Source organism: Microbacterium sp. NPDC087591 (assembly GCF_044743625.1).
Taxonomy (GTDB): domain Bacteria; phylum Actinomycetota; class Actinomycetes; order Actinomycetales; family Microbacteriaceae; genus Microbacterium.
Map to the genome: position 1 here is coordinate 272,119 of NZ_JBIUWU010000001.1, position 23,440 is coordinate 295,558.

Sequence of the window (23,440 nt, forward strand, 5' to 3'; positions counted from 1 at the left end):
GTCGACCCTCGCGCACTACGCTGGTGAGAGTGAGCACACAACGGGTTTTCGCCGCGCGCCTCGCCGGGTGCGCCGTCTTCGATCCCGTCGGCGACCGGCTCGGCAAAGTCCGTGATGTCGTCATCGTGTACCGAAGTACCGCGGCGCCGCGCGTGATCGGCCTGGTCGTCGAGATCCCCGGCCGACGCCAGGTCTTCCTCTCGATCGGCCGCGTCACCTCGATCCGCTCCGGCCAGGTCATCAGCACCGGTCTCATCAACGTGCGACGATTCTCACCCAGGGCCGGTGAGGTGCGCGTGCTGGCCGAGATGCTCGGACGCCGCATGAGCTTCGTGGACGGCAGCGGAACCGCCGTCATCGAGGATGTCGCCATCGAGCCGAACCGCCTGGGCGAGTGGGCGATCAGCCAGCTGTTCCTGCGGCGCCCGAAGACCAGTGCGTCGCCCTTCGCCAAGGGCCCGACGACCTTCGCCGCCTGGAGCGAGGTCACCGAGCAGCACACACCAGGAGAGTCGCAGTCCGCCGAGCAGCTCGTCGCCTCGTACTCCGAGCTGCACGCCGCCGACCTCGCGAACACTCTGCTCGATCTCCCACAGCAGCGCATGATCGAGGTCGCAGAGGAGCTCTCGGACGACCGGCTGGCCGACGCGCTCGAGGAGATGCCGGAAGACGAGCAGGTGCACATCCTGGATCGACTCGGCGATGAGCGCGCCGCCGACATCCTGGACCAGATGGAGCCGGATGACGCCGCCGACCTCCTCGCGCAGCTGCCGCCTGGACGCCTCGAGCAGCTGCTGGAGCTCATGGAGCCCGAGGAGGCCGAGGACGTCCGGATGCTGCTGCGGTACGGGCCTGACACGGCCGGCGGTCTGATGACCCCCGAGCCGATCATCCTCTCGGCCGACGCCACGGTCGCCGAGGCCCTGGCGTTGATCCGCCGCCACGAACTCCACCCGGCACTCGCGGCAGCGGTCTTCGTGACCCTGCCGCCGTTCGAGACGCCGACCGGCCGGCTCCTCGGCGTCGTGCACTTCCAGCGGATGCTGCGCTACCCGCCGCACGAGCGCCTCGGCGCGATCGTGGACGACAGCATGGAGCCCGTCTCTGTCACGGCGTCGGCGGCCGAGGTCGCGAGGATGCTCGCCAGCTACGACCTGGTCTCGCTTCCGGTGATCGACGCCGCGCATCGACTGGTCGGAGCGATCAGCATCGATGACGTGCTGGACTATCTGCTCCCCGATGACTGGCGCTCGCACGACAGCGATGACGCCGCCGAACCGTCGAAGGGGGTGCGCTGATGGCCCGTTCTCCTCGGCTCGACGCGCCTCTGGGGCGAGGCGCCACCCGCACGCGTCCCACCTCGCGCGATCGCTTCGGTCGCTTCACCGAGTGGGTCGCCCGCGCCATGGGCACTCCGGCGTTCCTGGTCATCCTGACGCTGTTCTGCGTGCTGTGGATCGTCTGGAACACCCTCATGCCCGATCCGCTGCGCTTCGACGATGCGGCGCTCGGCTTCACGGCACTCACCCTCATGCTCTCGTTGCAGGCGTCCTACGCCGCTCCCCTGATCCTGCTCGCGCAGAACCGTCAGGACGACCGCGACCGGGTGCAGATCGAGCAGGATCGCCAGCGCGCTGAGCGCAATCTCGCCGACACCGAGTACCTCGCCAGGGAGATCGTGGCGTTGCGCATGTCGCTCGAGGAGCGCAACGCGCAGGCGGTGACACGCGACGTGCTGCGTCAGGAGCTCAAAGCACTGCTCGCGGAACTCGGCGATCACGACGAGAAGCCGGACGCCGCCGGCTCCCCGTCATGACGACGGCCGAGAGCGTCAGAGCGGCGGTCGCGGGAGTCACCGACCCGGAGCTGCGCCGCCCCATCGGCGACCTCGACATGGTCCGTGAGGTGACCGTGGAGGGCGACCGCACGCACGTCGGCATCGTCCTGACCATCGTGGGCTGCCCCGCCGCCGCCCGCATCGAGTCCGATGTCCGCGCTGCGGCCGCCTCCGTCGCCGGCATCGCGCACGTCGAGGTCGAGGTCGGCGTGATGACCCCGGCCGAACGCAAGGCACTCACCGATAAGCTCCGCGACGGCAGACCAGCCAGGCAGATGCCGTTCGGGCCCGACTCCCTCACGCGCGTCATCCTGGTCTCCAGCGGCAAGGGTGGCGTGGGCAAGTCCACCGTCACGGCCAACCTCGCCGTCGCTCTCGCCGAGCAGGGTCTCGCGGTCGGGCTCGTGGACGCCGACGTGCACGGATTCTCGATCCCCGGTCTGCTCGGGATCCCCGCCGGCACTCAGCCGACCCGCATCGACGACCTGATGCTGCCGCCGGTCGCCCACGGGGTGAAGACGATCTCGATCGGGATGTTCCTGCGCGACGGCGAGGCCGTGGTCGCCTGGCGTGGACCGATGCTGCACCGCACGGTCTCGCAGTTCCTCACCGACGTCTTCTTCGGTGACCTCGACGTGCTGCTGATCGACATGCCCCCGGGCACCGGAGACATCGCCATCTCGATCGGGCAGCTCCTTCCCCACGCCGAGGTGCTGGTCGTCACGACCCCGCAGACGGCCGCGTCGGAGGTCGCCATCCGCAGCGGTCTCGTCGCCCGGCAGACCGGACAGCGTGTGATCGGCGTCGTCGAGAACATGGGGGCGTTCTCATTGCCCGACGGCACGGTCGTCGACCTGTTCGGCAGCGGGGGCGGGGCTGCCGTCGCCGAGGCCCTCTCGGCAGACGGAGACACCGTGCCGCTGCTCGCCGCTATCCCGCTGAGCCCGAGCCTGCGGGCAGGGGGCGATGCCGGCGATCCGGTCGTGCTGAGCGAACCGGACGACCCGGCCGCCCGCGCGATCACGGATCTCGCCGCGACACTCGCCCGCCAGGGCAGGGGCCTCTCCGGACGCCCTCTGCCGATGTCCCTGCGCTGAGGTGGCGAGGCTCTCGGTCGTCAGCGCTGGCGGGAGCTGGTGCTCGCCCGTCCCCGCGTGACAGCCAGACGGATGCCGATGACGAGGGGAAGCAGAACAGCGAGGAGCGGGCAGAAGACGGCGCCGAAAGCGAGCAACGACCCGACCGCGAAGTCGCTGCCGCCGTTGCGCCCGAGCCCGATGCTTCCACTGCCGAAGGAATCCCCGGCGACGAGGAACTCACCGTCATAGGTGTCGAGGGAGTCCGCACAGCTCACCCGATGGATTCCGGTCTCGACAGCGGTGAACTGCGCTCTCTGCTCGAACCCCCACTTCGGCGTCATCCACCACAGGGTGTCGCTCCAGACGAGTGAAGGGCCGCCACGCGTCGCCACCTCCTCCCCCTCCGCCGTCTCGACGGTGCAGGCCATGGTGCCGAGGTTCGCCGCGATCCCCTGCCCCCAGATGCCGACCGTCTGCCCCGCATCGAGTTCGACGACGGCAGATTCGCCCAGGGGGTGAGCAGTCGCCGCGTCGACGGAGCCGGCGACCGGAAAGACCCAGAGAAGCCAGATCAGCACACCGCCGATGGCGCAGGTGAGTGCGGCCACAAGGGCGAGCCGGTCACGATCGTTCAGCCCGCTGCGGCGAACGACCGACGTCACGTGGCTTCGACGTCGAACGGCGGCTTGTTGGTGGCGGTGAACTCGTGCGGTACGCGCGGCGCCGTGGGCTCAGCGATGACGGTCTTGGTCGCGGCGGCGGTAGCGGCAGGGGCGGGGTCTTCCAGGAGAGCCTCGCGGATGATGCGCCGCGGGTCGTACTGACGAGGATCGAGCTTGCGCCAGTCGACGTCGTCGAGCTCCGGCCCCATCTCGTCGCGCATCTTCGACTTGGTGTCGCGCACGTACTCGCCGGCCTTGCGGACCCACTTCGCGAAGCCCTCGGCCACGCGGGGAAGGCGGTCGGGGCCCACGATGAGCACCACGATGAGACCGATCAGCAGCAGCTTCTCGAAGGTGAGCCCGAATTGCATCTGTCCAGGCTACCGTCGCGCCTGCGCTCCTGGTGCACGCCGAACGAATATCCTGGAAACACTCATATGCAGGCAGGGAGAACAAGGGCATGAGCGAGCACGACGCGAACGCACGCTTCATCCGCGAGTCCATCGCGGAACCGGATGCGATCGCCCGCGCGCGCGCCCACGCGCTGGAGCTGGGGGCCGCGCCGATCAGCGCCGCGGTCGGCTCGCAGATCGCGGTGCTCGCAGCCGCCACGAACGCGCGCTCGATCGTCGAGATCGGAACGGGGGCCGGTGTCTCCGGACTCTGGCTGCTGCGCGGCGCTCCGCAGGCCGTGCTCACCACCATCGACAACGAACCCGAGCACCTCGCCGCCGCCCGGCAGGCGTTCTCGGAGGCGAAGATCCCGTCCACCAAGGCGCGATTCATCACCGGGCGCGCATCCGATGTGCTCCCCCGCATGAACGAGGCGTCGTACGACATCGTGCTGGTCGACGCCGATCCCGAGAACGTCATCGCCTACGTCGCCCATGGGCTGCGGCTCGTGCGCGACGGAGGCATCGTCCTGGTGCCTCGGGTGCTGGTCGGCGGCCGCGCCGCAGATCCGGTGCAGCGCGATGAGATCACCTCGGCCTACCGCTCCCTCGTCCAGGAGACGCAGGAGTCATCGGCCGTGCTGGCGACCGTCTCCCCCGCCGGCGAGGGGCTGCTGCAGCTGGTCAGCATCTCCGAACGGTCCTGACGACAGCCCACGGACACACGAAGAAGGCGACGGATCGATGATCCGTCGCCTTCTTCGTGTGTCCGTGTGGAAACGGATCTGCTCGTTCAGGCAGGCGCCACGACGCCGGCGAGCACGTCGTGGAGCTCCTTCGCCTCGGCGTCGTTCACAGAGACGACCAGGCGGCCGCCGCCTTCGAGCGGAACGCGCACGATGATGAGTCGCCCTTCCTTCACGGCTTCCATGGGTCCGTCTCCGGTCCTCGGCTTCATCGCTGCCATCGTGGCCCCTTTCCTCGGTGGTATGGAATGAGTTTATCGGGTGGGATCCGGCCTGGACGTCACCTGTGAAGAAATGCACCGATCCTTTACATTCACGGCACCTGCCAGAAGGTGTTGCCGAGGGCATAGACGTGGTAGATCCACAGCCACTGCCCCACCAGCCCGACCGCGAGCACGCCGAGCCGCCAGAAGCGAGATCGGGGTACCGCGACGGCACCCCACAGCGGACTGAGGGGGATCAGCAGGCGGAAGGTGCTCGACTGCGGGAAGAACACCGCCAGGAGGTAGAGCAGATAGCTCGCGCTCCACAGCCGCAGGTCGGCGCCCACCGCCCTGACCTGCGGCGAGCGCAACAGCGCCAGTCCCGCCGCGACCGTGAGTACCACCAGAGCGACCGGCCCGCCCCACATCGGCAGTCCCCACTGCCCGAACCAGAACTGGGATGCCTGTATCCACCCCTCGAAGGGGACGAAGCCGTCGACGCCACCGACGACCCAGTGCCGCCTCCAGGCGAGCTCGGTCGCCAGGTACGCGCCGGGATCACCCGTGACGAATCCGGCGATCAGCTGCCAGGAGAACCCGGCGACCGTCGCGAGCGCTCCCAGAGCGACGATGTGCACGATGTCCCGCGTCGCGAGTGGCTCATCGCGCCGTCGCACCCACCGCAGGATCCCGTGCAGTCCGAGGAACAGGGCGAAGGCGAGGATGCCGGGGCGCGTGAACGCCATCGCGGGGATGAGCAGATAGAGCCAGACGTACCGATGCCGCACCACGGCATCGAGCGCGAGGAAGAGCAGCAGCAGGAACAGGGTCTCGGCATAGCCGACCTGGAACAGCGCGGCCAGGGGGCCGGCAGCGAAGAAGATCACGGCCCAGATCGCGGCCGAGGAGCCGACCCGATCGCGCAGGAGCCGGTGCAGAGCCACGCATGCGAAGTAGCCCGCGACCAACGAGACCAGGAAGGCTCCGGCTCCCCAGGAGCCGAAAGGCAGACCCACGACCTTCGCGACCATGGCGAAGACCGGCATGAAGGCCCAGGCGTTCTCGGCCACATCGCCGGAATCGGTCAGGGGCAGCTCGCTCGGGTAGCCGTCCTCGGCGATGAGCCAGTACCACTGGGCATCCCATCCGAGCACGAAGTCCGCCAGCCCGGCATCGGCACCGAACCGCGAGAGCGATGTCGACAGCGACGCCGCCAGCACGAAGAAGAGCGTGGTGACGACGCGCGCCGTCAGGTAGATCACGGCGATGCGGAGCACGACAGGGGCCAGCGCCCACCGACGGGCGAGCGTCAGCGCGAGGTGAGCCATGCGCGCAGGCCCTGTTCCACCGCATCGATCTGCGCGACCGGCACGCGTTCCTCGTCGTGGTGGGCGAGATGCGGGTCGCCGGGGCCGTAGTTCACAGCCGGGATGCCGAGCGCCGAGAAGCGCGCCACATCGGTCCACCCGTACTTCGGCCGCGCCTGCGCACCGACCGCCGCGACGAACTGCTGCGCGATCGCGGCGTCCAGCCCGGGACGCGCGCCCTCCGCGGCGTCGGTGACCTCCAGGTCGAAGCCGGCGAGCACGCCGCGCACATGGGCCTCGGCGTCGGCCGCGGTCTTGCTCGGGGCGAAGCGGTAGTTGATCTCGACCTCGCAGGCGTCGGGGATCACGTTGCCGGCGACGCCGCCCGAGATGCGCACGGCGCTCAGGCTCTCGCGGTACAGCAGCCCCTCGACGAGCACCTCGCGCGCACGGTACTCGGAGAGCCTGGTCAGGATCGGAGCGGCCCGATGGATCGCGTTCTCACCGACCCAGGCACGCGCGGCATGGGCGCGGACGCCGGAGGTACGCACGATCGCACGCAGCGTGCCGTTGCATCCGCCCTCGACCTCGCCGTTGGAGGGTTCGCCGAGGATCGCGAAGTCGGCTTCGAACAGATCGGGGCGCACCGCGGCGAGCAGCCCGAGGCCGTTCTTGGACGCCTCGACCTCCTCGTTGTCGTACCACATCCAGGTGATGTCGACGGCGGGATCGGTGATCTCGGCGGCGAGCTTCAGCTGGACAGCCGTGCCGGCTTTCATGTCGACGGTGCCGCGCCCCCACAGGTAGGCCTCGCCGTCGATCTCGACGTCACGGGTGGGGAGATTGTCGTTGACGGGCACGGTGTCGATGTGTCCGGCGATCGCGACCCGCTGACTGCGACCGAGCGCGGTCCGGGCGACGATGGTATTGCCGTGTCGGATCACCTCGAGGTGCGCCAGCGGGGAGATCGCCTCCTCGATCGCGTCGGCCAGAGTCTGCTCCTGCCCCGAGACGCTCGGGATGTCGCAGATCGCGCGCGTGAGGTCGAGGGAGGACGCAGTCAGATCGAGCACCATGACCCCAGCCTATGACCTGCAGCCCCTGCCTCCTCCGTGACCGAGGCCATGTCATCCGGACGGGAGGGGCCCCTGTTCCCGGTACCGTGGAGTCATGACTGAAACGCGCAACGTCTGGGGTGTCGGACTCACCACGATCGCCGGTGACGGCACCGTACTCGACGCGTGGTACTCCGCACTCGGCACCGGTACCGCTCCCGAGGAGTCGGCATCCGCCGCAGCCGCGCTGCGTGACGACGCACGCCCCGACGAGCGCCGCAACGTCGCCGTCGAGGTCGTCCGGCTCGAGATCGACCTCGACGCGGCGCCGGCCTCGACCGCCGACGCGTACCTGCGCCTGCACGCGCTCTCCCACCTCCTGGTGCGCCCGAACGAGCTGAACCTCGACGGCATCTTCGGCCACCTGCCGAACGTCGCCTGGACCAACGCGGGCCCGGTCCACCCCGCTGATGCCGCCCGCCTGCGCCCGACGCTCCAGCGCGCCGGCATCCAGGTGCAGGGGCTCGACAAGTTCCCCCGCCTGACCGACTACGTGCAGCCGGCCGGCGTGCGCATCGCCGATGCGTCGCGGGTGCGCCTGGGCGCCTACCTCTCCCCCGGCACCACCGTGATGCACGAGGGGTTCGTCAACTTCAACGCCGGCACACTCGGGGCGTCGATGGTGGAAGGCCGCATCTCACAGGGCGTGGTCGTGGGCGACGGCAGCGACATCGGCGGCGGTTCCTCGATCATGGGCACGCTGTCCGGAGGCGGCACGCACCGCGTCTCGATCGGAGCCCGCACTCTCCTCGGCGCGAACGCCGGCATCGGCATCTCGCTGGGCGATGACTGTGTCGTCGAGGCGGGGCTGTACGTCACCGCCGGGACCAAGATCGTGCTCGCCGATGGACCGACCACCGCAGAGGGTGGCAGGAAGACCGTCAAGGGTGCGGAGCTGTCCGGACAGGACGGACTCCTGTTCCGACGGAACTCCCTCAGCGGCGCGGTCGAGGCCGTCCGCCGCGCCGGCGTCGGTGTCACCCTGAACGAGGCGCTGCACGCCTGACCCTCTAGGACACCAGGCCGATCCGCCGCTTCCCGGGGAGGCGTTCAGGCTCTCCTCTGCTGCGCGTGATACTGTCAGCGTGACGCTCCTCGTGATGCGAGGCGTCTGCGTCGTCGACACGCTCCCGCGCCACTAGCCTGGTTCTGGCCATTTCGAACGGCGAAACGATGCGCGATCCCGCGCCGTCGCCCACCTTCCCGCACCCGGCCATCTCGTTCGCGCGTGCATTCTCGGAGATACTTCATGACTTCCTTCCTCGATCTCGGCGTGCCCGCCGACCTCGCCGCCGTCCTCGCACAGGACGGCAAGACCGAGGCGTTCGCGATTCAGCGCGACACGCTTCCCGACTCTCTCGCAGGCCGCGACCTCCTCGGCCGCGGTCGCACCGGCAGCGGCAAGACGATCGCCTTCGCCCTTCCCCTGGTCTCGCGCATCGCCGCGTCGACGCGCACGAGCCGCGCCGGCCACCCCCGTGGTCTCGTGCTCGCCCCGACCCGCGAGCTCGCCACGCAGATCGCCGCGACCATCGCGCCGCTGGCCGAAGCCAAGGGCCTGCGCGTCACGACCGTGTTCGGCGGCGTCAGCCAGCGCCCGCAGGAGCAGGCCATGCGCAGCGGCGTCGACATCGTCGTCGCATGCCCCGGCCGCCTCGAAGACCTCATGAAGCAGAAGATCGTGCAGCTCGACGCCGTCGAGGTCACCGTTCTCGATGAGGCCGACCATATGGCCGACCTCGGCTTCCTGCCCGGTGTCACGCGCATCCTCACCGCAACCCCCGCCGGCGGCCAGCGTCTGCTCTTCAGCGCGACGCTCGACCGCGGAATCGACACGCTCGCGCGTCGTTTCCTCTCGAACGCCGTCAGCCACGAGGTCGACGAGGAGAGCGTGCCGGTCGGCGAGATGACGCACCGCGTGCTCGTCGTCGAGTCGACCGACGACAAGACGACCCTGGTGCGCGATCTCGCGTCCGGCACCGGTCGCCGCATCCTGTTCACCCGCACCAAGCACCAGGCCAAGAAGCTCGCCAAGCAGCTCACCGCTGCGGGCATCCCCGCGGTCGACCTGCACGGCAACCTGTCGCAGAACGCGCGTGAGCGCAACCTGAGCGCCTTCTCGTCCGACCCCGCCGACGGTGGCGTGCGCGTGCTCGTGGCCACTGACGTCGCCGCCCGTGGCGTGCACGTCGACAACGTCGACCTGGTCGTCCACGTCGACCCGCCCATGGAGCACAAGGCATACCTGCACCGCTCGGGCCGTACCGCCCGTGCGGGTGCTGCCGGCACCGTCGTCACGGTCGTGCTCCCCGAGCAGCGCCGCGACGTGAAGGACCTCCTGCGCAAGGCAGCCATCACGGCTCCGCTCGAGAGCGTCACGGCAGCCGCCGTCACGGGTCTCGTGCCCGAGCGCGCCCCGCACGTGCGTCCTGCCCCCGTGCAGGCGCAGCAGCCGCAGCGTCAGGCCAAGCAGCGTCCCGCCGGTGGCGAGCGCGCAGGCGCCTCCACTCCCCCCGCACGCCGTCGTCGCCCCCGCTCCGGCGGACAGGGCGGCGGCCAGGGCCAGGCAGGGTTCTCCTCGCGCCAGGGCGGCCAGCGTCAGGGCGGTCGGAGCGCCCAGGGGCGCTGACCCGCATCCCTCGACACGACCTGCCCTCGTTCTGGAGGGCAGGCCGTTCTCATGCCCGGGGCCGTCACGGGCACCGCGCGCGAAGAACCCCCGCCCGCCACCCTTGCGGGCGGTCGACGGGGGTTCTGTCGGATCAGTGCAGCCGTGCGGCCTGCTCAGGTCAGCGTGAGGTCGGGAACGCGCGCTCCGGCGAGCCGACGTACAGCTGCTGCGGGCGACCGATCTTGGTCTGCGGGTCGTTCTGCAGCTCGCGCCACTGCGCGAGCCACCCCGGCAGGCGGCCGATCGCGAAGAGCACGGTGAACATCCGCGTCGGGAAGCCCATGGCCTTGTAGATGACTCCGGTGTAGAAGTCGACGTTCGGGTACAGGCGACGCTCGCGGAAGTAGTCGTCGGCGAGGGCGAGCTCCTCGAGCTCCTTGGCGAGGTCGAGCAGCGGGTCGGTCACGCCCAGCGAGGCGAGCACCTCGTCTGCGGCGTCCTTGACGAGCTTGGCGCGGGGGTCGTAGTTCTTGTAGACCCGGTGCCCGAAGCCCATCAGCTTCACGCCCTCTTCCTTGTTCTTCACCCGCTCCACGAACCGCGCGACGCTCTGGCCGGAGTCGCGGATCTGGCCGAGCATCGTGAGAACGGCCTCGTTCGCACCGCCGTGCAGCGGGCCGGAGAGGGCCTGGATGCCGGCGGACACGGAGGCGAACTGGTTCGCGCCGGTGGAGCCCACCAGACGCACGGTCGACGTGGAGGCGTTCTGCTCGTGGTCCTCATGCAGGATGAGCAGCAGCTCGAGCGCCTTCGACATGACCGGGTTGACCTCGTACGGCTCGCTGTGCACGCCGAAGTTCAGCTTGAGGAAGTTGTCGACGAAGCTCAGCGAGTTGTCGGGGTACAGGAAGGCCTGGCCGACGCTCTTCTTGTGCGCGTAGGCGGCGATGACCGGCAGCTTCGCGAGCATGCGGATCATGTTGAGCTCGACGTGCTCCGGGTTGTGCGGGTCGGTCTGGCCCTCGTAGTAGGTCGACAGCGCGGCCACGGCCGAGGAGAGCACCGACATCGGGTGCGCGGTGTGCGGCAGGGCCGAGAAGAACCGCTTGAGGTCTTCGTGCAGAAGCGTGTGACGACGGATCTTCTCGTCGAAGTCCGCCAGCTCCGACGCCGAGGGGAGCTCGCCGTAGATGAGAAGCCACGCCACCTCGAGGTAGCTGGTGGTGCCGGCGAGCTGCTCGATCGGATATCCGCGATAGCGCAGGATGCCCTTGTCGCCGTCGATGAAGGTGATCTCCGACTTCGTCGACGCCGTGTTCACGAACCCGTAGTCGAGTCCCGTGTAGCCGGTCTGGCGGGTCAGGGTGGAGAAGTCGATGCTGTCGTGCCCGGCCGTGCCATGCACGAGGGGGAATTCGGCGGTGGTGTCACCGATGGTCAGCTTCGCTGTCGCCTGCTGGTCTGCCGCTGCGCTCACGCGGGCCTCCTCGTTGTGTCTGCCCGTACGCCTGTCGCGTCGGAATCAGCCAAGATCTTTGATCAAGCCGGAACTGGCGATCTCGCGGCGCACAGGCGCCTGGTCGGATCACGACCGAATCGCTTTTACAGCCTAGTAGGGACTCAGGCCTACTGTGACATCCGCCAAAGGGACGACACAGAGCAAGAGGGAACCTACAGACCCTCGCGCAGGCGACGGGCGCCCTCGGCGATGCGCTCGGTCGGCGCCGTCAGCGCCAGTCGCACATGCTGCGTGGAGTGCTCACCGTAGAACGGTCCAGGACCGGCGAGGATGCCGAGGTCGGCGAGTCGCGCCATCGACTCCCAGGCATCGCGCCCCTCGGTCGCCCAGAGGTAGAGTCCGGCTTCGGAGCCGTCGATGCGGAATCCCGCAGCCTCGAGCGCAGGACGCAGCGTGTCGCGTCGAGCCCGGTACAGCTCCTTCTGCGCGGCGACATGCTCGTCATCGCCGAGCGCGACCGCCATCGCGTGCTGGATCGGTGCCGGTGGCATCAGCCCGAGGTGCTTGCGCGCGGTGAGCAGCTCGCCGACGATCTGCGCGCAGCCCGCGACGAACGCCGCCCGATAGCCTGCGAGATTCGACTGCTTGCTCAGAGAGTAGACACTCAGCAGGTTCGACCGCTTCCCGCCCGTGACACGCGGGTCGAGGATCGAGGGGATCGCCTCGGTCGCCCACGGACCGTCCCACCCGAGCTCCGCATAGCACTCGTCGCTCGCCAGGACGGCGCCCAGCTCGCGTGCCCGCACGACAGCAGCGGCGAGCTCCTCGGTCGTCCAGGTGCGGCCATCCGGGTTGCCGGGGGTGTTGATCCAGATGAGCTTCGTGCCCTCCGGCCAGCTCGACGGGTCGTCCGCAGCGAGCGGCGTCGCACCCGCGATGCGCGCGCCCACCTCGTAGGTCGGGTAGGCGACGAGCGGATGCACGACGGTATCGCCGGCGCCGAGGCCGAGAAGCGTGGGCAACAGCGCCACGAGCTCCTTCGAGCCGATCGTCGGAAGCACGTTGTCGACCGTGAGGTCCGGCACTCCCCTGCGTCGCGCGTACCAGTCGACGATCGCCTCCCGCACCGCCGGCGTGCCGACGGTCTGCGGGTACGCGTGGGCGTCCGTCGCCTCGGCGAGTGCACGACGGATGATGTCGGGAGTCGGATCGACGGGAGAGCCGATCGACAGATCCACCAGGCCCTGCGGGTGCTGGGCCGCACGCTCCCGGTAGGGGATCACGGCGTCCCAGGGGTAGTCGGCGAGGTCGCGGACGCTCACGGGCGCGACTTACTCGCCCTGAGGCGGCAGCGCCGCGACGATGGGGTGGTCGAACGAGTACACGCCGACCTTCGCCGCACCGCCGGGAGAACCGATCTCCTCGAAGAACTCCACGTTCGCCTTGTAGTAGTCCTGCCACTCATCGGGCAGATCATCCTCGTAGTAGATCGCCTCGACCGGGCACACCGGCTCGCACGCGCCACAGTCGACACACTCGTCCGGATGGATGTACAACGACCGTTCGCCCTCGTAGATGCAGTCCACGGGACATTCGTCGATGCAGGCGCGGTCCTTCACATCAACACACGGCAGGGCGATCACATACGTCACCCCTCCAGTCTACGACTCGCGAGGGCCGCTCTCCTGCGAGGGGGCCGCGTGGTGCGGGACCGAGGTGATCAGAGCGGCATCGGCGACCGTGGCATCCGCCGTCGTGGCCGTGGTCCTCACCGGCAGCCGAGAGAACGAAGGCCACGCGACGACGAGCAGTACGAGACCTGCCACCAGGTACGTCCAGATGCGGCCGGCGAGAGAGTCCTGCACGACCACGGAGCCTCCGGGACCGACCCCCGAGATGAGGATCAGCATCCCGACCATCCCGAGTCCGGCCGCGAGCGCTGCCCCACGATCATGCGTGAGGACACGGATAGCGACCAGGATCGCTGCGCAGGCGATGCCACCGACGATGAGGCCGACAGGGATCACGCCCCAGGTCAGGCTGTGGCCGATCGTGCCGGCGATGCCGTACACGCCGCCGACCAGGGCCGATACGACCCATGAGAACACTCTCGACACCCAGCTGACGCGCACGTGTCGATCTTACCCGCGCGCCGTGGGCGCACCCGATGTGTACCCGGCAGTCAGATCGCGAGCCCGAGAAGCCGCAGGACGGCGGCGACTGCGGCGGCCGCGAACACGACGACGAGGAACGACTGGCGCAGCCACAGCAGGCCCGCGGCGACCAGAAGGGCGGGCAGGCGAGCGTCGACGACGATCGCCTGCCCTGCACCGAGAGTCTGCACCGCGACGAGTGCCGCCAGCAGCGCCACGGTCAACAGGTCGGAGATGCGCGCCGGCCGCGGCGCCTCGAGCACCTTCGGCGGAACCAGGTACCCCACGGCCTTCAGCGCGAGACAGATGAGCGCGGCGAGCAGGATCGCGCTCCACACGCTCATGACATACCTCCCGCTGGCGCCGGAGTCGCACCGGCGGAGGGGCGGTTCCCGAACCAGTTGAACCACCCGACGAGGATCGCGACCACGGCGGCGATCAGCACGGGGATGCCCGGCATCAGCAACGGGGTGAGCGCGGCGGCCACGACCGCGGCGGCGATGCCGACCGCGATCGCCTGCCGCTGCTGCAGCCGCGGCCACAGCAGGGCGAGGAACGCGGCTGCAGCGGCGGCATCCAATCCCCACGTGCGCGGATCGCCGAGCACATCGCCCACGAGCGCCCCGATCAGCGTGGTGATGTTCCAGCCCACGAAGATCCCGATTCCGGTGACCCAGAAGCCCACCCGACGCAGACGCGGATCGCCCTGCGAGATCGCAACGGCCGTGGACTCGTCGATCGTGAAGTGGGCGGCTGCCGCGCGGCGGGCCGGTCCTCCCCCGACGATCGGCGACATCCGCATGCCGTAAGCCACGTTACGCACACCCAGCAGTACCGCGGAGGCGATGGCCGAGGGCAGGGCCGCGACTCCCCCGGCCGTGAACACACCGACGAACGCGAACTGCGAGCCGCCGGTGAACATCAGCAGGCTCAGCACGCAGGTCTGCCAGACATCGAGTCCCGATGCGACCGCGAGCGCACCGAACGAGACACCGTAGGCGCTGGTCGCCACCACGACGCCGAGCGCCTCTCGCCACACCTCCCGCTCGGGCGTCACGGGAGAACCTCACCGAACGTTCGATCCGCTGAACACATGATGATCATTCTGAACAAGCTCGATCGGATAGTCAAGCGAACGATCGTTTGGCATGATGAACACATGGAGGATCTCCGCACTCGAATCGCCCGCACGCTCCGCCGCGAGCGTGAAGCCGCTTCCCTCTCGGTGTCGGAACTGGCGCGGAGAGCCGGCATCTCCAAGGCGACCGTCTCCCAGCTCGAGGGTGGATCAGGCAATCCCAGCGTCGAGACGCTGTGGGCGCTCGGGGTGGCGCTCGGAGTGCCGTTCGCCGTGCTCGTCGACCAGCAGGCGAACGCGCCGACGCTGATCCGCGCCGACGACCTGGCCGGAGTGCCGTCATCCGCTGCCGCCTACAGCGCCTCCCTGCTCTCGGCCAGCCCGCCGGGCGCCCGCCGTGACCTGTACCTGATCACGGCGGAACCCGGGGATCCCCGGCGCTCCGACCCCCACCACCCCGGCACCACCGAGCACGTCATCCTGATCACCGGCGAAGCACGCATCGGGCCGGTCGAGCAGCCCATCCTCCTGCACCCTGGCGACTACCTCTCCTACGCCGGCGACGTGCCGCACATCTTCGAGGCGACCGTCGCGGGCACCAGCGCCGTCCTCATCTCCGAACTGCGCTGACGACAGCGCGAAGGCCCGACCCCATGTGGGGCCGGGCCTTCTCCGCCTCGGTGGTGTCAGTACCAGTTCATCGCCTGCGAGTGCGACCACGCGCTGCAGGGTGAACCGTAGGAACCGGCGATGTACTCGAGCCCCCAGGCGATCTGGGTGGCGGCGTTCGTCTGCCAGTCGCTGCCGGCTGAGGCCATCTTGCTGCCGGGGAGCGCCTGCGGGATGCCGGTCGCGCCGCCGTCCGCGTTGTAGGCCTGGTAGTTCCAGCCGGACTCCTTGGTCCACAGCGAGCTCAGGCAGGAGAACTGGTCATCCCCCCACCCGTATCGGCCGGACGCCATCTCGCGTGCGGTCGCCTTCGCGCCGTCGACCGTGTTCGCCGCGGCGAGTGCGGCCGCTGCTGCCGCCGCCTTCTCCGCCGCAGCCTTCTCGGCCGCCGCCGCAGCTTCCGCCGCGGCCTTCTTCTCCTGCGCGGCCGTGTAGGTCTCGCGCAGGTCGGTGGTGAGCGCGACGACCGCGTGCGTGTCGGCCACCGCATCGCCGGTGAGATCCTCGAGAAGAAGAGCGGGGACGAGCGCGCGGTCGGCCAGCGCGTCCGCATCCGCCTGCAGCTCGGTGGTGTCGATCGAGACGACCGCGTCGCCCAGATCGAGACCGGATGCCGCGACCTCGGCGGTGAGCGCCTCCGCCGCGGCGACAGCGTCGGTGGCCTCGGCGTACGCCTCGCTGGCGTCATCCGCGATCTCTCGCAGAGGCTGCGGGCCACTGGCGACGGCCGCGGCGGCGAGGTCGGCGGTGGCGGGGTTCTCGGCACCGGCGGCGGGGGCCGAGACGACCCCGACCGTGAGGGTGATGCCCAGCAGCGCGCCGGTCAGCGCACCGAGGACCAGCACGGGGCGACGGGCTCGGACAGCGGAATGGGCCTGGAGCGCCGCGGCGGCGCGCCGAGACGCACGGGTGTTGTGATGGTGAAGCACGGATTCGACTTTCGGGTCGTCGTCCACCCGGACCTGCAGGGGCAGGGCGACTCATGGGAGCCGACTCGCCGGGCGCAAGTCACCGAGTCTGCACGGCCAACCTGAACGAAAACAATCCCTCACCTGGGCATTTCATGAGAAGAGGGCCTCCTCCGCGTCGAAATAGACGGGAGGAGGCCCTCTTCAGGACAGCGGAGATCAGGCGCCGGCGTCCTGACGCTTCATGCGGGCCGTCTCACGTGCACGCGTGTTCGCGTCGAGGTTCACCTTGCGGATGCGGACGACCTCGGGGGTCACTTCGACGCATTCGTCGTCACGGGCGAACTCGAGGCTCTCCTCGAGCGTCAGCTGGCGCGGCGGCGTCATCGACTCGAACGTGTCGGAGCTGGCTGCACGCATGTTGGTGAGCTTCTTCTCCTTGGTAATGTTCACGTCCATGTCGTCGGCGCGCGAGTTCTCGCCGATGACCATGCCCTCGTAGACCTCCTGCGTGGGCTGCACGAAGAACGACATGCGCTCCTGCAGGGCGATCATCGCGAACGGAGTGACGACACCCTGGCGGTCGGCGACGATCGAGCCGTTCTGACGCGTCGTGATGGAGCCGGCCCACGGCTCGTAGCCGTGCGAGATCGCGTTGGCGATGCCGGTACCGCGGGTCGTGGTGAGGAACTCGCTGCGGAAGCCGATGAGGCCGCGCGACGGGACGATGAACTCCATGCGCACCCAGCCGGTGCCGTGGTTGGTCATGTTCTCCATGCGGCCCTTGCGGTTCGCGAGGAGCTGCGTGATCGCGCCGAGGTGCTCTTCCGGGGTGTCGATCGTGAGGTGCTCGAACGGCTCGTAGGTCTTGCCGTCGATCTTCTTCGTGACCACCTGCGGCTTGCCGACGGTGAGCTCGAAGCCCTCGCGGCGCATGTTCTCGACGAGGATGGCGAGGGCCAGCTCTCCACGACCCTGCACCTCCCACGCGTCCGGACGTCCGATGTCGACGACCTTGAGCGACACGTTGCCGATGAGCTCCTTGTCGAGACGATCCTTGACCATGCGAGCGGTGAGCTTGTGTCCCTTGACCTTGCCCATGAGCGGCGAGGTGTTGGTGCCGATCGTCATCGAGATGGCGGGGTCGTCGACCGTGATGGCCGGCAGCGGACGCACATCCTCGGGGTCGGCGATGGTCTCGCCGATCGTGATGTTCTCGAAGCCGGCGATGGCGACGATGTCGCCGGGGCCGGCGGACTCGGCCGGGTAGCGCTCGAGGGCGCGGGTCTTCAGGAGCTCGGTGATACGAGCGTTCTGGTGGGTGCCGTCGGCGCGGACCCAGGCCACCGTCTGGCCCTTCTTCAGCGTGCCGTTGAAGACGCGCAGCAGCGCGAGACGGCCGAGGAAAGGGCTGGAGTCGAGGTTGGTGACCCAGGCCTGCAGCGGCGCCTCGTCGTCGTAGGACGGGGCGGGAACATGCTGGAGGATCGCCTCGAACAGCGGCTCGAGGTCGTCGTTGTCGGGCAGCGAGCCGTCGGCGGGACGGTTCTGCGATGCGGCACCGGCGCGACCGGACGCGTAGACCACCGGCACGTCGAGCAGCGCGTCGACGTCGAGGTCGGGCACATCGTCGACCAGGTCGGACGCGAGACCCAGGAGCAGGTCGTGCGCCTCTTCCTCCACCTCCGCGATGCGGGCGTCGGGGCGGTCGGTCTTGTTGACCAGGAGGATGACGGGGAGCTTCGACTCGAGCGCCTTGCGCAGCACGAAGCGGGTCTGCGGCAGCGGGCCCTCGCTGGCGTCGACGAGCAGCACGACACCGTCGACCATGGACAGGCCGCGCTCGACCTCGCCACCGAAGTCGGCGTGACCGGGGGTGTCGATCACGTTGATCGTGATCTCCTTGCCGTCGGCGTGCTTGCCCTTGTAGGTGATCGCCGTGTTCTTGGCGAGGATCGTGATGCCCTTCTCACGCTCGAGGTCGTTCGAGTCCATCGCGCGTTCGTCGACGTGGGCGTGCTCGCCGAACGAGCCGGTCTGGCGGAGCATCGCGTCGACGAGCGTGGTCTTGCCGTGGTCGACGTGCGCGACGATAGCGACGTTGCGGAGGTCAGAGCGGAGGGCGTGCGCCATGCAGGAGTCCTAAAAGATGGTGGGAAGTGCCGAGAAACCGACGTTCCAGGATAGCGCACGCACAGGGACTGTTCCTGAACACAGGCCGTAGCATCGAGATCGTGACCTCTCTCCCGGCTGATGGCACCCCGTCCACCGCACCGCCCTCGCGTGCGCGGTTGTGGTGGGAGATCGGGATCGTGCTGGCGCTCGGCCTGGGGCAATCTGCCGTGTACGCGATCGTCCAGCTGGCGTACCGACTGACCGATGAGACGCCGCTCGCCGACCAGACCGCGACGCTGAATCCCTCGCGCAGCGACCGGGAGATCTTCGACCTGATCTACCAGGTGCTGTCGATCGGCTTCTCGCTGGTGCCGGTGATCCTCGTCTGCTTCCTGCTGTGGCAGACGTCCCGTCCGCACCTGGGCCGTCTGGGGCTGGACGGGACGCGCGTGGGACGGGATGCCGGCCGCGGGGTCCTGCTGGTGCTCGCCATCGGCATCCCCGGACTCGCGCTCTATCTCGTCGGGCGTGCACTCGGCCTGTTCGTGGCGGTGAACCCGACGGGGCTCGATGCGCACTGGTGGACGGTGCCGATCCTGCTGCTCGCGGCCGCCCGCGCCTCGTTGCAGGAGGAGTTCGTCGTGCTCGGGTACCTGTTCGCCCGGCTGAAGCAGCTGGGGTGGAGCCACTGGACGATCATCGTGGCGACCTCGGTGCTGCGCGCGAGCTACCACCTGTATCAGGGCCCTGGTGCGTTCATCGGCAACCTCGCGATGGGACTGCTGTTCGGCTGGCTGTTCCAGCGCAGCGGCAGGCTCCTGCCGTTCCTGGTGGCGCACTTCCTGATCGACGCGACCGTGTTCGTCGGCTACCCGTGGGCCGCGGCCACCTGGCCGGCGCTGTTCGGGCTGCCCGGCTGATCAGCTGCGGCGGCACACGCGGCACACGATGCCGCTCCCCCGCACGGTGTCAGCCGGCGGTCGTGATCAGCACCGCACCGACTGCCCACAGCACGATCACGCCGAGGGCGATCAGTGCCGGGCCGTCCCAGGTGCGGGTGATCGGCGCATCCGCCCCGACGGCGGATTCCCACCGGTCGCGGATCTCCGTGAGGTCGCGGACTCCGGCCGGCACCTTCGATCGGGCATCGTCCTGATCACCGCTGGGCCGGGCGGGTCGCGAGCGCGCCGGTCCGCCGTAACAGCTGATATCCGTGCCGTCGTCGAGCGCGAACTGCAGCTGCCAACGGAAGTCGATGTCGCGCACGCGACTCCATCCGAAGGACGTGCGGCGAAGCATGTTCTGCACCGTTGCGCCGTCGTGATCGACCCGGACCACAGAGACGAAGCTGATCTCGTAGACCACCCACAGGCCCAGCAGCACCCAGGGCGCGATGAGGAGCATCTGGCCCCAGCTGCCGCGCAGAACGGTGTCGCCGAGTAGGAAGAGCGCCAACAGGCCGCTCAAGACCAGCGCGACCGGTCCTGAGGACGCGCGGTATGTCCGCGCGCCCTCAGGGTGTTCCGAGTTCGTCACCGTCAGTGTCCACCGAGGGTGATCGACGCACCGGGGATCGCCTTGAGCAGACGGTCCGTGTACTCCTGCTGCGGGTTGGCGAAGATCTCATCGACAGTGCCCTGCTCGACGATCTTGCCCTTCTCCATCACGCAGACGAGGTCGCTCGAGACACGCACGACCGCGAGGTCATGGGTGATGAACAGATACGTCAGACCGAGCTCGGACTGCAGCTCGGCGAGCAACTGCAGCACCTGGTCCTGCACCAGCACGTCGAGCGCCGACACGGCCTCATCGAGCACGATGATGTCGGGCTTGAGCGCGAGCGCACGGGCGATGGCCACACGCTGACGCTGTCCGCCGGACAGCTCGTTCGGGTACCGGGTCGCCAGCACACGCGGCAGCGAGACCTGATCGAGGAGCTCCTCGACGCGCTCACGCTGCGAGGCGCGGTCGCCCACACCGTGGATCTGCAGAGGCTCTGAGATCGTGTTGCCGATGTTGCGCAGCGGGTCGAGGGATCCATACGGGTCCTGGAACACCGGTTGCATGCGCCGACGCAGACCGAACGCCTGGGCGTTCGACAGCCTCGACACATCCTGGCCGTCGATCTCGATGGTGCCGCTGGTGGGCTCCTCCAGCTTCAGCACCATCTTCGCGACGGTGGACTTGCCGGAGCCGGATTCGCCGACGAGCGCGAGCGTCTTGCCCCGAGGGATCTCGAACGACACATTGTCGACCGCCCGGAACGCTTCGCTGCGGAAGCCCCCCTGACGGATCTTGTAGTCCTTCGTGAGCCCCGCGACACGGACCGTCGGCGGGATGTCGGCGAGGTCCTCGAGCGTCTCGATTCCCCGGTCCTCCACCACAGCCTGGATGCGCTGCGATGCCACGCTCGGAGCCGCGGCTACGAGACGCTTCGTGTACGGATGCTGCGGGTTCTCGAGGATCTCGCGGCTCGGACCGGCCTCGACGATGTTGCCGCCGTTCATCACGATGATCTTGTCCGCACGCTCGGCTGCGAGGCCGAGGTCGTGCGTGATCAGCAGCACCGAGGTGCCCTTTTCGCGCGTGAGGGTGGCCATGTGATCCAGGATCACTCGCTGGACGGTCACGTCCAGCGCCGAGGTCGGCTCGTCGGCGATCAGAAGCTTCGGATCGGCGGCGAGGCCCATTCCGATCAGTGCCCGCTGGCGCATGCCGCCCGAGAACTGATGCGGGAACTGGTGCAGGCGCTTCTCGGCGTCGGCGAGCCCAGCCTGCTGCAGCACCTCGACCGTGCGCGCCTTGACGGCTTCGCGCCCCTGGACGATGCCGTTCGCACGGATCGCCTCCTTCACCTGGAAGCCGATGCTCCATACGGGATTGAGGTTCGACATCGGGTCCTGCGGCACGAAGCCGATGTCCCGACCGCGAACAGCCTCGATCTCGCGACGGGTGAGTGTCGTGAGCTCGCGCCCCTCGAGGGTGATCGACCCTGCAGTGACCTGGCCGGTGCCGGGGAGCAGGTTCACGATGGCCGTGGCCGTCGTGGACTTGCCTGAGCCCGACTCGCCCACGATCGCGACGGTCTCTCCGGGCATGACGTCGAAGCTCACTCCATGGAGCACTTCGCGCAACCCCTCCTGCGTGCGGAACGCGACGCTGAGATCGCGGATGCGCAGCAGCGGGACCTGTTCGGTGATTCGCTCGCTCATCGGCGCGCCCTCGCCTTCGGGTCGAGGGCGTCTCTGATGAGCTCGCCCAGGGTCACGAACGCCAGCACCGCGAGAGTGAGGGCGATCGACGGATAGATGAGCGCCATCGGAGCCACTCGCAGCGAGGCCTGGGCCTTGCCGATGTCCAGGCCCCATGACATCACGTCGCTTCCGAGGCCGACGCCGAGGAACGACAGTGTCGCCTCGGCGACGATCGCCGCGGCGAGCCCGAGGGTCGACACCACGAGGAGCGGAGCGATCGCGTTCGGGATGACATGGTTCATGAGGATCTTGAACTTGGATTGTCCGAGCGCCTGCGAGGCCATCACGAAGTCCGCTTGACGCACCCGGAGCACCTCGGCGCGCACGACCCGAGCCGTTGACGCCCAGGCGAACCCTCCGATCGCGAACGCGAGCGTCCACACCGAACGGGAGTCACGGAACACGGTCATGACGACCACGGCCGCCAGGATGTACGGGATCGCGAAGAAGATGTCGCCGACGCGCGAGAGCACCGAGTCGAGCCATCCGCCGTAGAACCCCGCGAGGGCTCCCATGATCAGGCCGAGCAGCGACGAGATCACCGTCGCGATCAGTCCGACCGCCAGCGACGTCTGGGCTCCCCAGACGATGCGCGAGTAGATGTCGCAGCCCTGGAAGGTGAATCCGAGCGGATGTCCGTCTGTAGGACCGCCGTTGCTGTTCGACAGCTGGCAGCCGTCATTGGGAGGCGTCGTCGTGAAGAGCGTCGGCCACAGCGCCATGATCAGGAAGAACAGGGCGAGAACGACGGAGAACCAGAACAGCGGACGACGGCGCAGGTCAGCCCACGCGTCACGCCAGAGGTTGCTGGGCTTGTCGGCGATGCGGACGGCGTCGACGGCGATCGATTCGGTCTCGACCGGAGCGACGTAGTGCTTCTGGGTCGTGGGGTCAGACATAGCGGATCCTCGGGTCGAGCAGACCGTACAGCAGGTCGATGAACAGGTTCACCAGGACGTACAGGATGACGAACACGGTGACGAAGGAGACCACGGTCGGGCCCTCGCCGCGCTGGATCGCCTCGAACAGCGTCTTACCGACACCGGGCACGTTGAAGATGCCCTCCGTGACGGTGGCGCCGACGAGCAGCACTCCGAAGTTCGTGGCGGAGTTCGTGATCACCGGAATCAGCGAGTTCCGCAGCACGTGCACGGGAAGCACACGGTTGCGCGAAAGACCCTTGCTGTAGGCGGTGCGCACCCAGTCCTGGTTCAGGGTGTCGATGACCGAACTGCGCATCAGTCGCATGCTCACGGCGTACAGACTGAACCCGAGCACGATCGCAGGCAGCCAGAGGCCGCCCCAGTCGTTGTCCGCACCCACGGTCGGTTTGAACCACCCGAGTTGGATCGCCAGGAAGTACTGCGCGAGGAACGCGACCACGAAGATCGGGATCGCGATAGCGACCAGAGCAACGATGAGCGACGTGTTGTCGAACAGCTTGCCCTTGCGCAGCGCGGAGACCGTGCCGATGAAGATGGCCAGCACGAACTCGATGCCGATCGCCATGACAGCGAGACGGCCGGTGACGGGCAACGTCGCTGCCAGCACCGCGGAGACCGGACGGCCGGAATAGGTGGTGCCCAGGTCGCCCTGGAACACGCCGGTGATGTAGTACCAGTACTGCACGAGGAACGGCTCGTTCAGGTGGTACTGCTCGCGCAGCTGGGCGACGACGGCCGGACTCGGCGTCTTGTCGCCGAACAGCGCGAGGATCGGATCGCCTGGCATGGCGAACACGAGGAAATAGATGAGCAGGGTGGCTCCGAAGAAGACCGGGATCACCTGCAGAAGACGTCTCAGAATGTAACCGAGCATCCGCTTGTCCCTTCTGTGGGGAAAGCAAGCTACG

At 68.6% G+C, this 23,440-nt stretch carries 24 protein-coding genes and 1 pseudogene; 8 read left to right on the forward strand and 17 right to left on the reverse strand.

The window, feature by feature from the left end; translation table 11 throughout:
• Window positions 1–29: 29 nt before the first annotated feature.
• The 3 genes from ACIOVG_RS01245 to ACIOVG_RS01255 are packed head-to-tail and all read left to right on the forward strand — an operon-like array spanning window position 30 to window position 2,934.
• Window positions 30–1,298, forward strand: a complete 1,269-nt coding sequence (locus tag ACIOVG_RS01245; RefSeq protein ID WP_141872543.1) for a magnesium transporter MgtE N-terminal domain-containing protein — start codon at window positions 30–32, stop codon at window positions 1,296–1,298.
• Window positions 1,298–1,816: a DUF1003 domain-containing protein gene (locus ACIOVG_RS01250; protein WP_400868268.1), complete on the forward strand. Its 519-nt coding sequence runs from the start codon at window positions 1,298–1,300 to the stop codon at window positions 1,814–1,816. The genes ACIOVG_RS01245 and ACIOVG_RS01250 overlap by 1 nt, the downstream gene beginning before the upstream one ends.
• Window positions 1,813–2,934, forward strand: a complete 1,122-nt coding sequence (locus ACIOVG_RS01255; RefSeq protein ID WP_400868270.1) for an Mrp/NBP35 family ATP-binding protein — start codon at window positions 1,813–1,815, stop codon at window positions 2,932–2,934. The genes ACIOVG_RS01250 and ACIOVG_RS01255 overlap by 4 nt, the downstream gene beginning before the upstream one ends.
• A gap of 20 nt (window positions 2,935–2,954) precedes the next feature.
• On the opposite strand, the gene ACIOVG_RS01260 is transcribed toward ACIOVG_RS01255, so the two are convergent.
• Together ACIOVG_RS01260 and ACIOVG_RS01265 are read right to left on the reverse strand one after the other, a co-directional pair.
• On the reverse strand, window positions 2,955–3,578 hold the full coding sequence (locus tag ACIOVG_RS01260; protein ID WP_400868272.1) for a hypothetical protein: 624 nt from the start codon (window positions 3,576–3,578) through the stop codon (window positions 2,955–2,957).
• Window positions 3,575–3,949, reverse strand: coding sequence for a twin-arginine translocase TatA/TatE family subunit (locus tag ACIOVG_RS01265; protein ID WP_400868274.1), 375 nt, complete (start codon window positions 3,947–3,949; stop codon window positions 3,575–3,577). Before ACIOVG_RS01265 ends, ACIOVG_RS01260 begins: the two co-directional genes overlap by 4 nt.
• An 89-nt stretch (window positions 3,950–4,038) precedes the next feature.
• Here ACIOVG_RS01265 and ACIOVG_RS01270 point away from each other — a divergent pair, with 89 nt between their 5' ends.
• Entirely contained in the window at window positions 4,039–4,677 is a 639-nt protein-coding gene (locus tag ACIOVG_RS01270; protein WP_400868276.1) for an O-methyltransferase, read from the forward strand.
• Window positions 4,678–4,763: 86 nt separating this feature from the next.
• On the opposite strand, the gene ACIOVG_RS01275 is transcribed toward ACIOVG_RS01270, so the two are convergent.
• The 3 genes from ACIOVG_RS01275 to dapE form a co-directional block, all read right to left on the reverse strand.
• Window positions 4,764–4,937, reverse strand: coding sequence for a DUF3117 domain-containing protein (locus ACIOVG_RS01275; RefSeq protein ID WP_141872549.1), 174 nt, complete (start codon window positions 4,935–4,937; stop codon window positions 4,764–4,766).
• 92 nt (window positions 4,938–5,029) lie between these two features.
• Window positions 5,030–6,247, reverse strand: coding sequence for a hypothetical protein (locus ACIOVG_RS01280; protein WP_400868278.1), 1,218 nt, complete (start codon window positions 6,245–6,247; stop codon window positions 5,030–5,032).
• Entirely contained in the window at window positions 6,229–7,302 is a 1,074-nt protein-coding gene (gene dapE, locus ACIOVG_RS01285; RefSeq protein WP_400868280.1) for a succinyl-diaminopimelate desuccinylase, read from the reverse strand. The genes ACIOVG_RS01280 and dapE overlap by 19 nt, the downstream gene beginning before the upstream one ends.
• 94 nt (window positions 7,303–7,396) lie before the next feature.
• Between dapE and dapD the strand changes: the two genes are divergently transcribed.
• Window positions 7,397–8,347, forward strand: coding sequence for a 2,3,4,5-tetrahydropyridine-2,6-dicarboxylate N-succinyltransferase (gene dapD / locus ACIOVG_RS01290; RefSeq protein ID WP_400868282.1), 951 nt, complete (start codon window positions 7,397–7,399; stop codon window positions 8,345–8,347).
• A gap of 243 nt (window positions 8,348–8,590) precedes the next feature.
• Window positions 8,591–9,967 (forward strand): annotated as a pseudogene (locus ACIOVG_RS01295) (DEAD/DEAH box helicase); the annotation flags it as partial.
• 163 nt (window positions 9,968–10,130) lie between these two features.
• Here ACIOVG_RS01295 and ACIOVG_RS01300 read toward each other — a convergent pair.
• From ACIOVG_RS01300 to ACIOVG_RS01325, 6 genes are all read right to left on the reverse strand, one after another.
• A complete protein-coding gene (locus ACIOVG_RS01300) occupies window positions 10,131–11,429 on the reverse strand; it encodes a citrate synthase (protein ID WP_400868284.1) in 1,299 nt (432 codons plus the stop codon).
• A 194-nt stretch (window positions 11,430–11,623) separates the two neighbouring features.
• Entirely contained in the window at window positions 11,624–12,733 is a 1,110-nt protein-coding gene (gene dapC, locus ACIOVG_RS01305; RefSeq protein WP_400868286.1) for a succinyldiaminopimelate transaminase, read from the reverse strand.
• A 9-nt stretch (window positions 12,734–12,742) separates the two neighbouring features.
• The gene (gene fdxA / locus ACIOVG_RS01310) at window positions 12,743–13,063 is read right to left on the reverse strand and encodes a ferredoxin (RefSeq protein WP_141872556.1); all 321 of its coding nucleotides are present in this window, start codon (window positions 13,061–13,063) and stop codon (window positions 12,743–12,745) included.
• A gap of 9 nt (window positions 13,064–13,072) precedes the next feature.
• On the reverse strand, window positions 13,073–13,543 hold the full coding sequence (locus ACIOVG_RS01315) for a histidinol dehydrogenase (RefSeq protein ID WP_400868288.1): 471 nt from the start codon (window positions 13,541–13,543) through the stop codon (window positions 13,073–13,075).
• Between the two features lie 50 nt (window positions 13,544–13,593).
• Complete coding sequence (locus ACIOVG_RS01320; protein ID WP_400868290.1) at window positions 13,594–13,908, reverse strand: AzlD domain-containing protein; 315 nt, start codon at window positions 13,906–13,908, stop codon at window positions 13,594–13,596.
• Window positions 13,905–14,621, reverse strand: coding sequence for an AzlC family ABC transporter permease (locus ACIOVG_RS01325; RefSeq protein ID WP_400868292.1), 717 nt, complete (start codon window positions 14,619–14,621; stop codon window positions 13,905–13,907). The genes ACIOVG_RS01320 and ACIOVG_RS01325 overlap by 4 nt, the downstream gene beginning before the upstream one ends.
• Window positions 14,622–14,723: 102 nt before the next feature.
• On the opposite strand from ACIOVG_RS01325, the gene ACIOVG_RS01330 reads away from it, so the two are divergent.
• Window positions 14,724–15,272: a helix-turn-helix domain-containing protein gene (locus ACIOVG_RS01330; RefSeq protein ID WP_400868294.1), complete on the forward strand. Its 549-nt coding sequence runs from the start codon at window positions 14,724–14,726 to the stop codon at window positions 15,270–15,272.
• 56 nt (window positions 15,273–15,328) lie between these two features.
• Here the strand turns inward: ACIOVG_RS01330 and ACIOVG_RS01335 are convergent, their stop codons facing one another.
• On the reverse strand, window positions 15,329–16,240 hold the full coding sequence (locus tag ACIOVG_RS01335; RefSeq protein WP_400868296.1) for a phospholipase: 912 nt from the start codon (window positions 16,238–16,240) through the stop codon (window positions 15,329–15,331).
• A 198-nt stretch (window positions 16,241–16,438) separates the two neighbouring features.
• Window positions 16,439–18,352 carry a translational GTPase TypA gene (gene typA, locus ACIOVG_RS01340; RefSeq protein ID WP_363552597.1) on the reverse strand — a complete coding sequence of 638 codons (1,914 nt, stop codon included), beginning with the start codon at window positions 18,350–18,352 and terminating at the stop codon, window positions 16,439–16,441.
• Between the two features lie 98 nt (window positions 18,353–18,450).
• Between typA and ACIOVG_RS01345 the strand changes: the two genes are divergently transcribed.
• Window positions 18,451–19,254, forward strand: coding sequence for a CPBP family intramembrane glutamic endopeptidase (locus ACIOVG_RS01345; RefSeq protein ID WP_400872639.1), 804 nt, complete (start codon window positions 18,451–18,453; stop codon window positions 19,252–19,254).
• A gap of 49 nt (window positions 19,255–19,303) precedes the next feature.
• Here the strand turns inward: ACIOVG_RS01345 and ACIOVG_RS01350 are convergent, their stop codons facing one another.
• From ACIOVG_RS01350 to ACIOVG_RS01365, 4 genes are read right to left on the reverse strand one after another with little or no spacing between them, the layout of a single operon-like run.
• The gene (locus tag ACIOVG_RS01350; protein ID WP_400868298.1) at window positions 19,304–19,870 is read right to left on the reverse strand and encodes a PH domain-containing protein; all 567 of its coding nucleotides are present in this window, start codon (window positions 19,868–19,870) and stop codon (window positions 19,304–19,306) included.
• A gap of 2 nt (window positions 19,871–19,872) precedes the next feature.
• Window positions 19,873–21,546, reverse strand: coding sequence for a dipeptide ABC transporter ATP-binding protein (locus ACIOVG_RS01355; RefSeq protein ID WP_400868300.1), 1,674 nt, complete (start codon window positions 21,544–21,546; stop codon window positions 19,873–19,875).
• Window positions 21,543–22,487, reverse strand: a complete 945-nt coding sequence (locus tag ACIOVG_RS01360; protein WP_400868302.1) for an ABC transporter permease — start codon at window positions 22,485–22,487, stop codon at window positions 21,543–21,545. The genes ACIOVG_RS01355 and ACIOVG_RS01360 overlap by 4 nt, the downstream gene beginning before the upstream one ends.
• The gene (locus tag ACIOVG_RS01365) at window positions 22,480–23,406 is read right to left on the reverse strand and encodes an ABC transporter permease (protein ID WP_400868304.1); all 927 of its coding nucleotides are present in this window, start codon (window positions 23,404–23,406) and stop codon (window positions 22,480–22,482) included. The genes ACIOVG_RS01360 and ACIOVG_RS01365 overlap by 8 nt, the downstream gene beginning before the upstream one ends.
• Window positions 23,407–23,440: the final 34 nt, after the last annotated feature.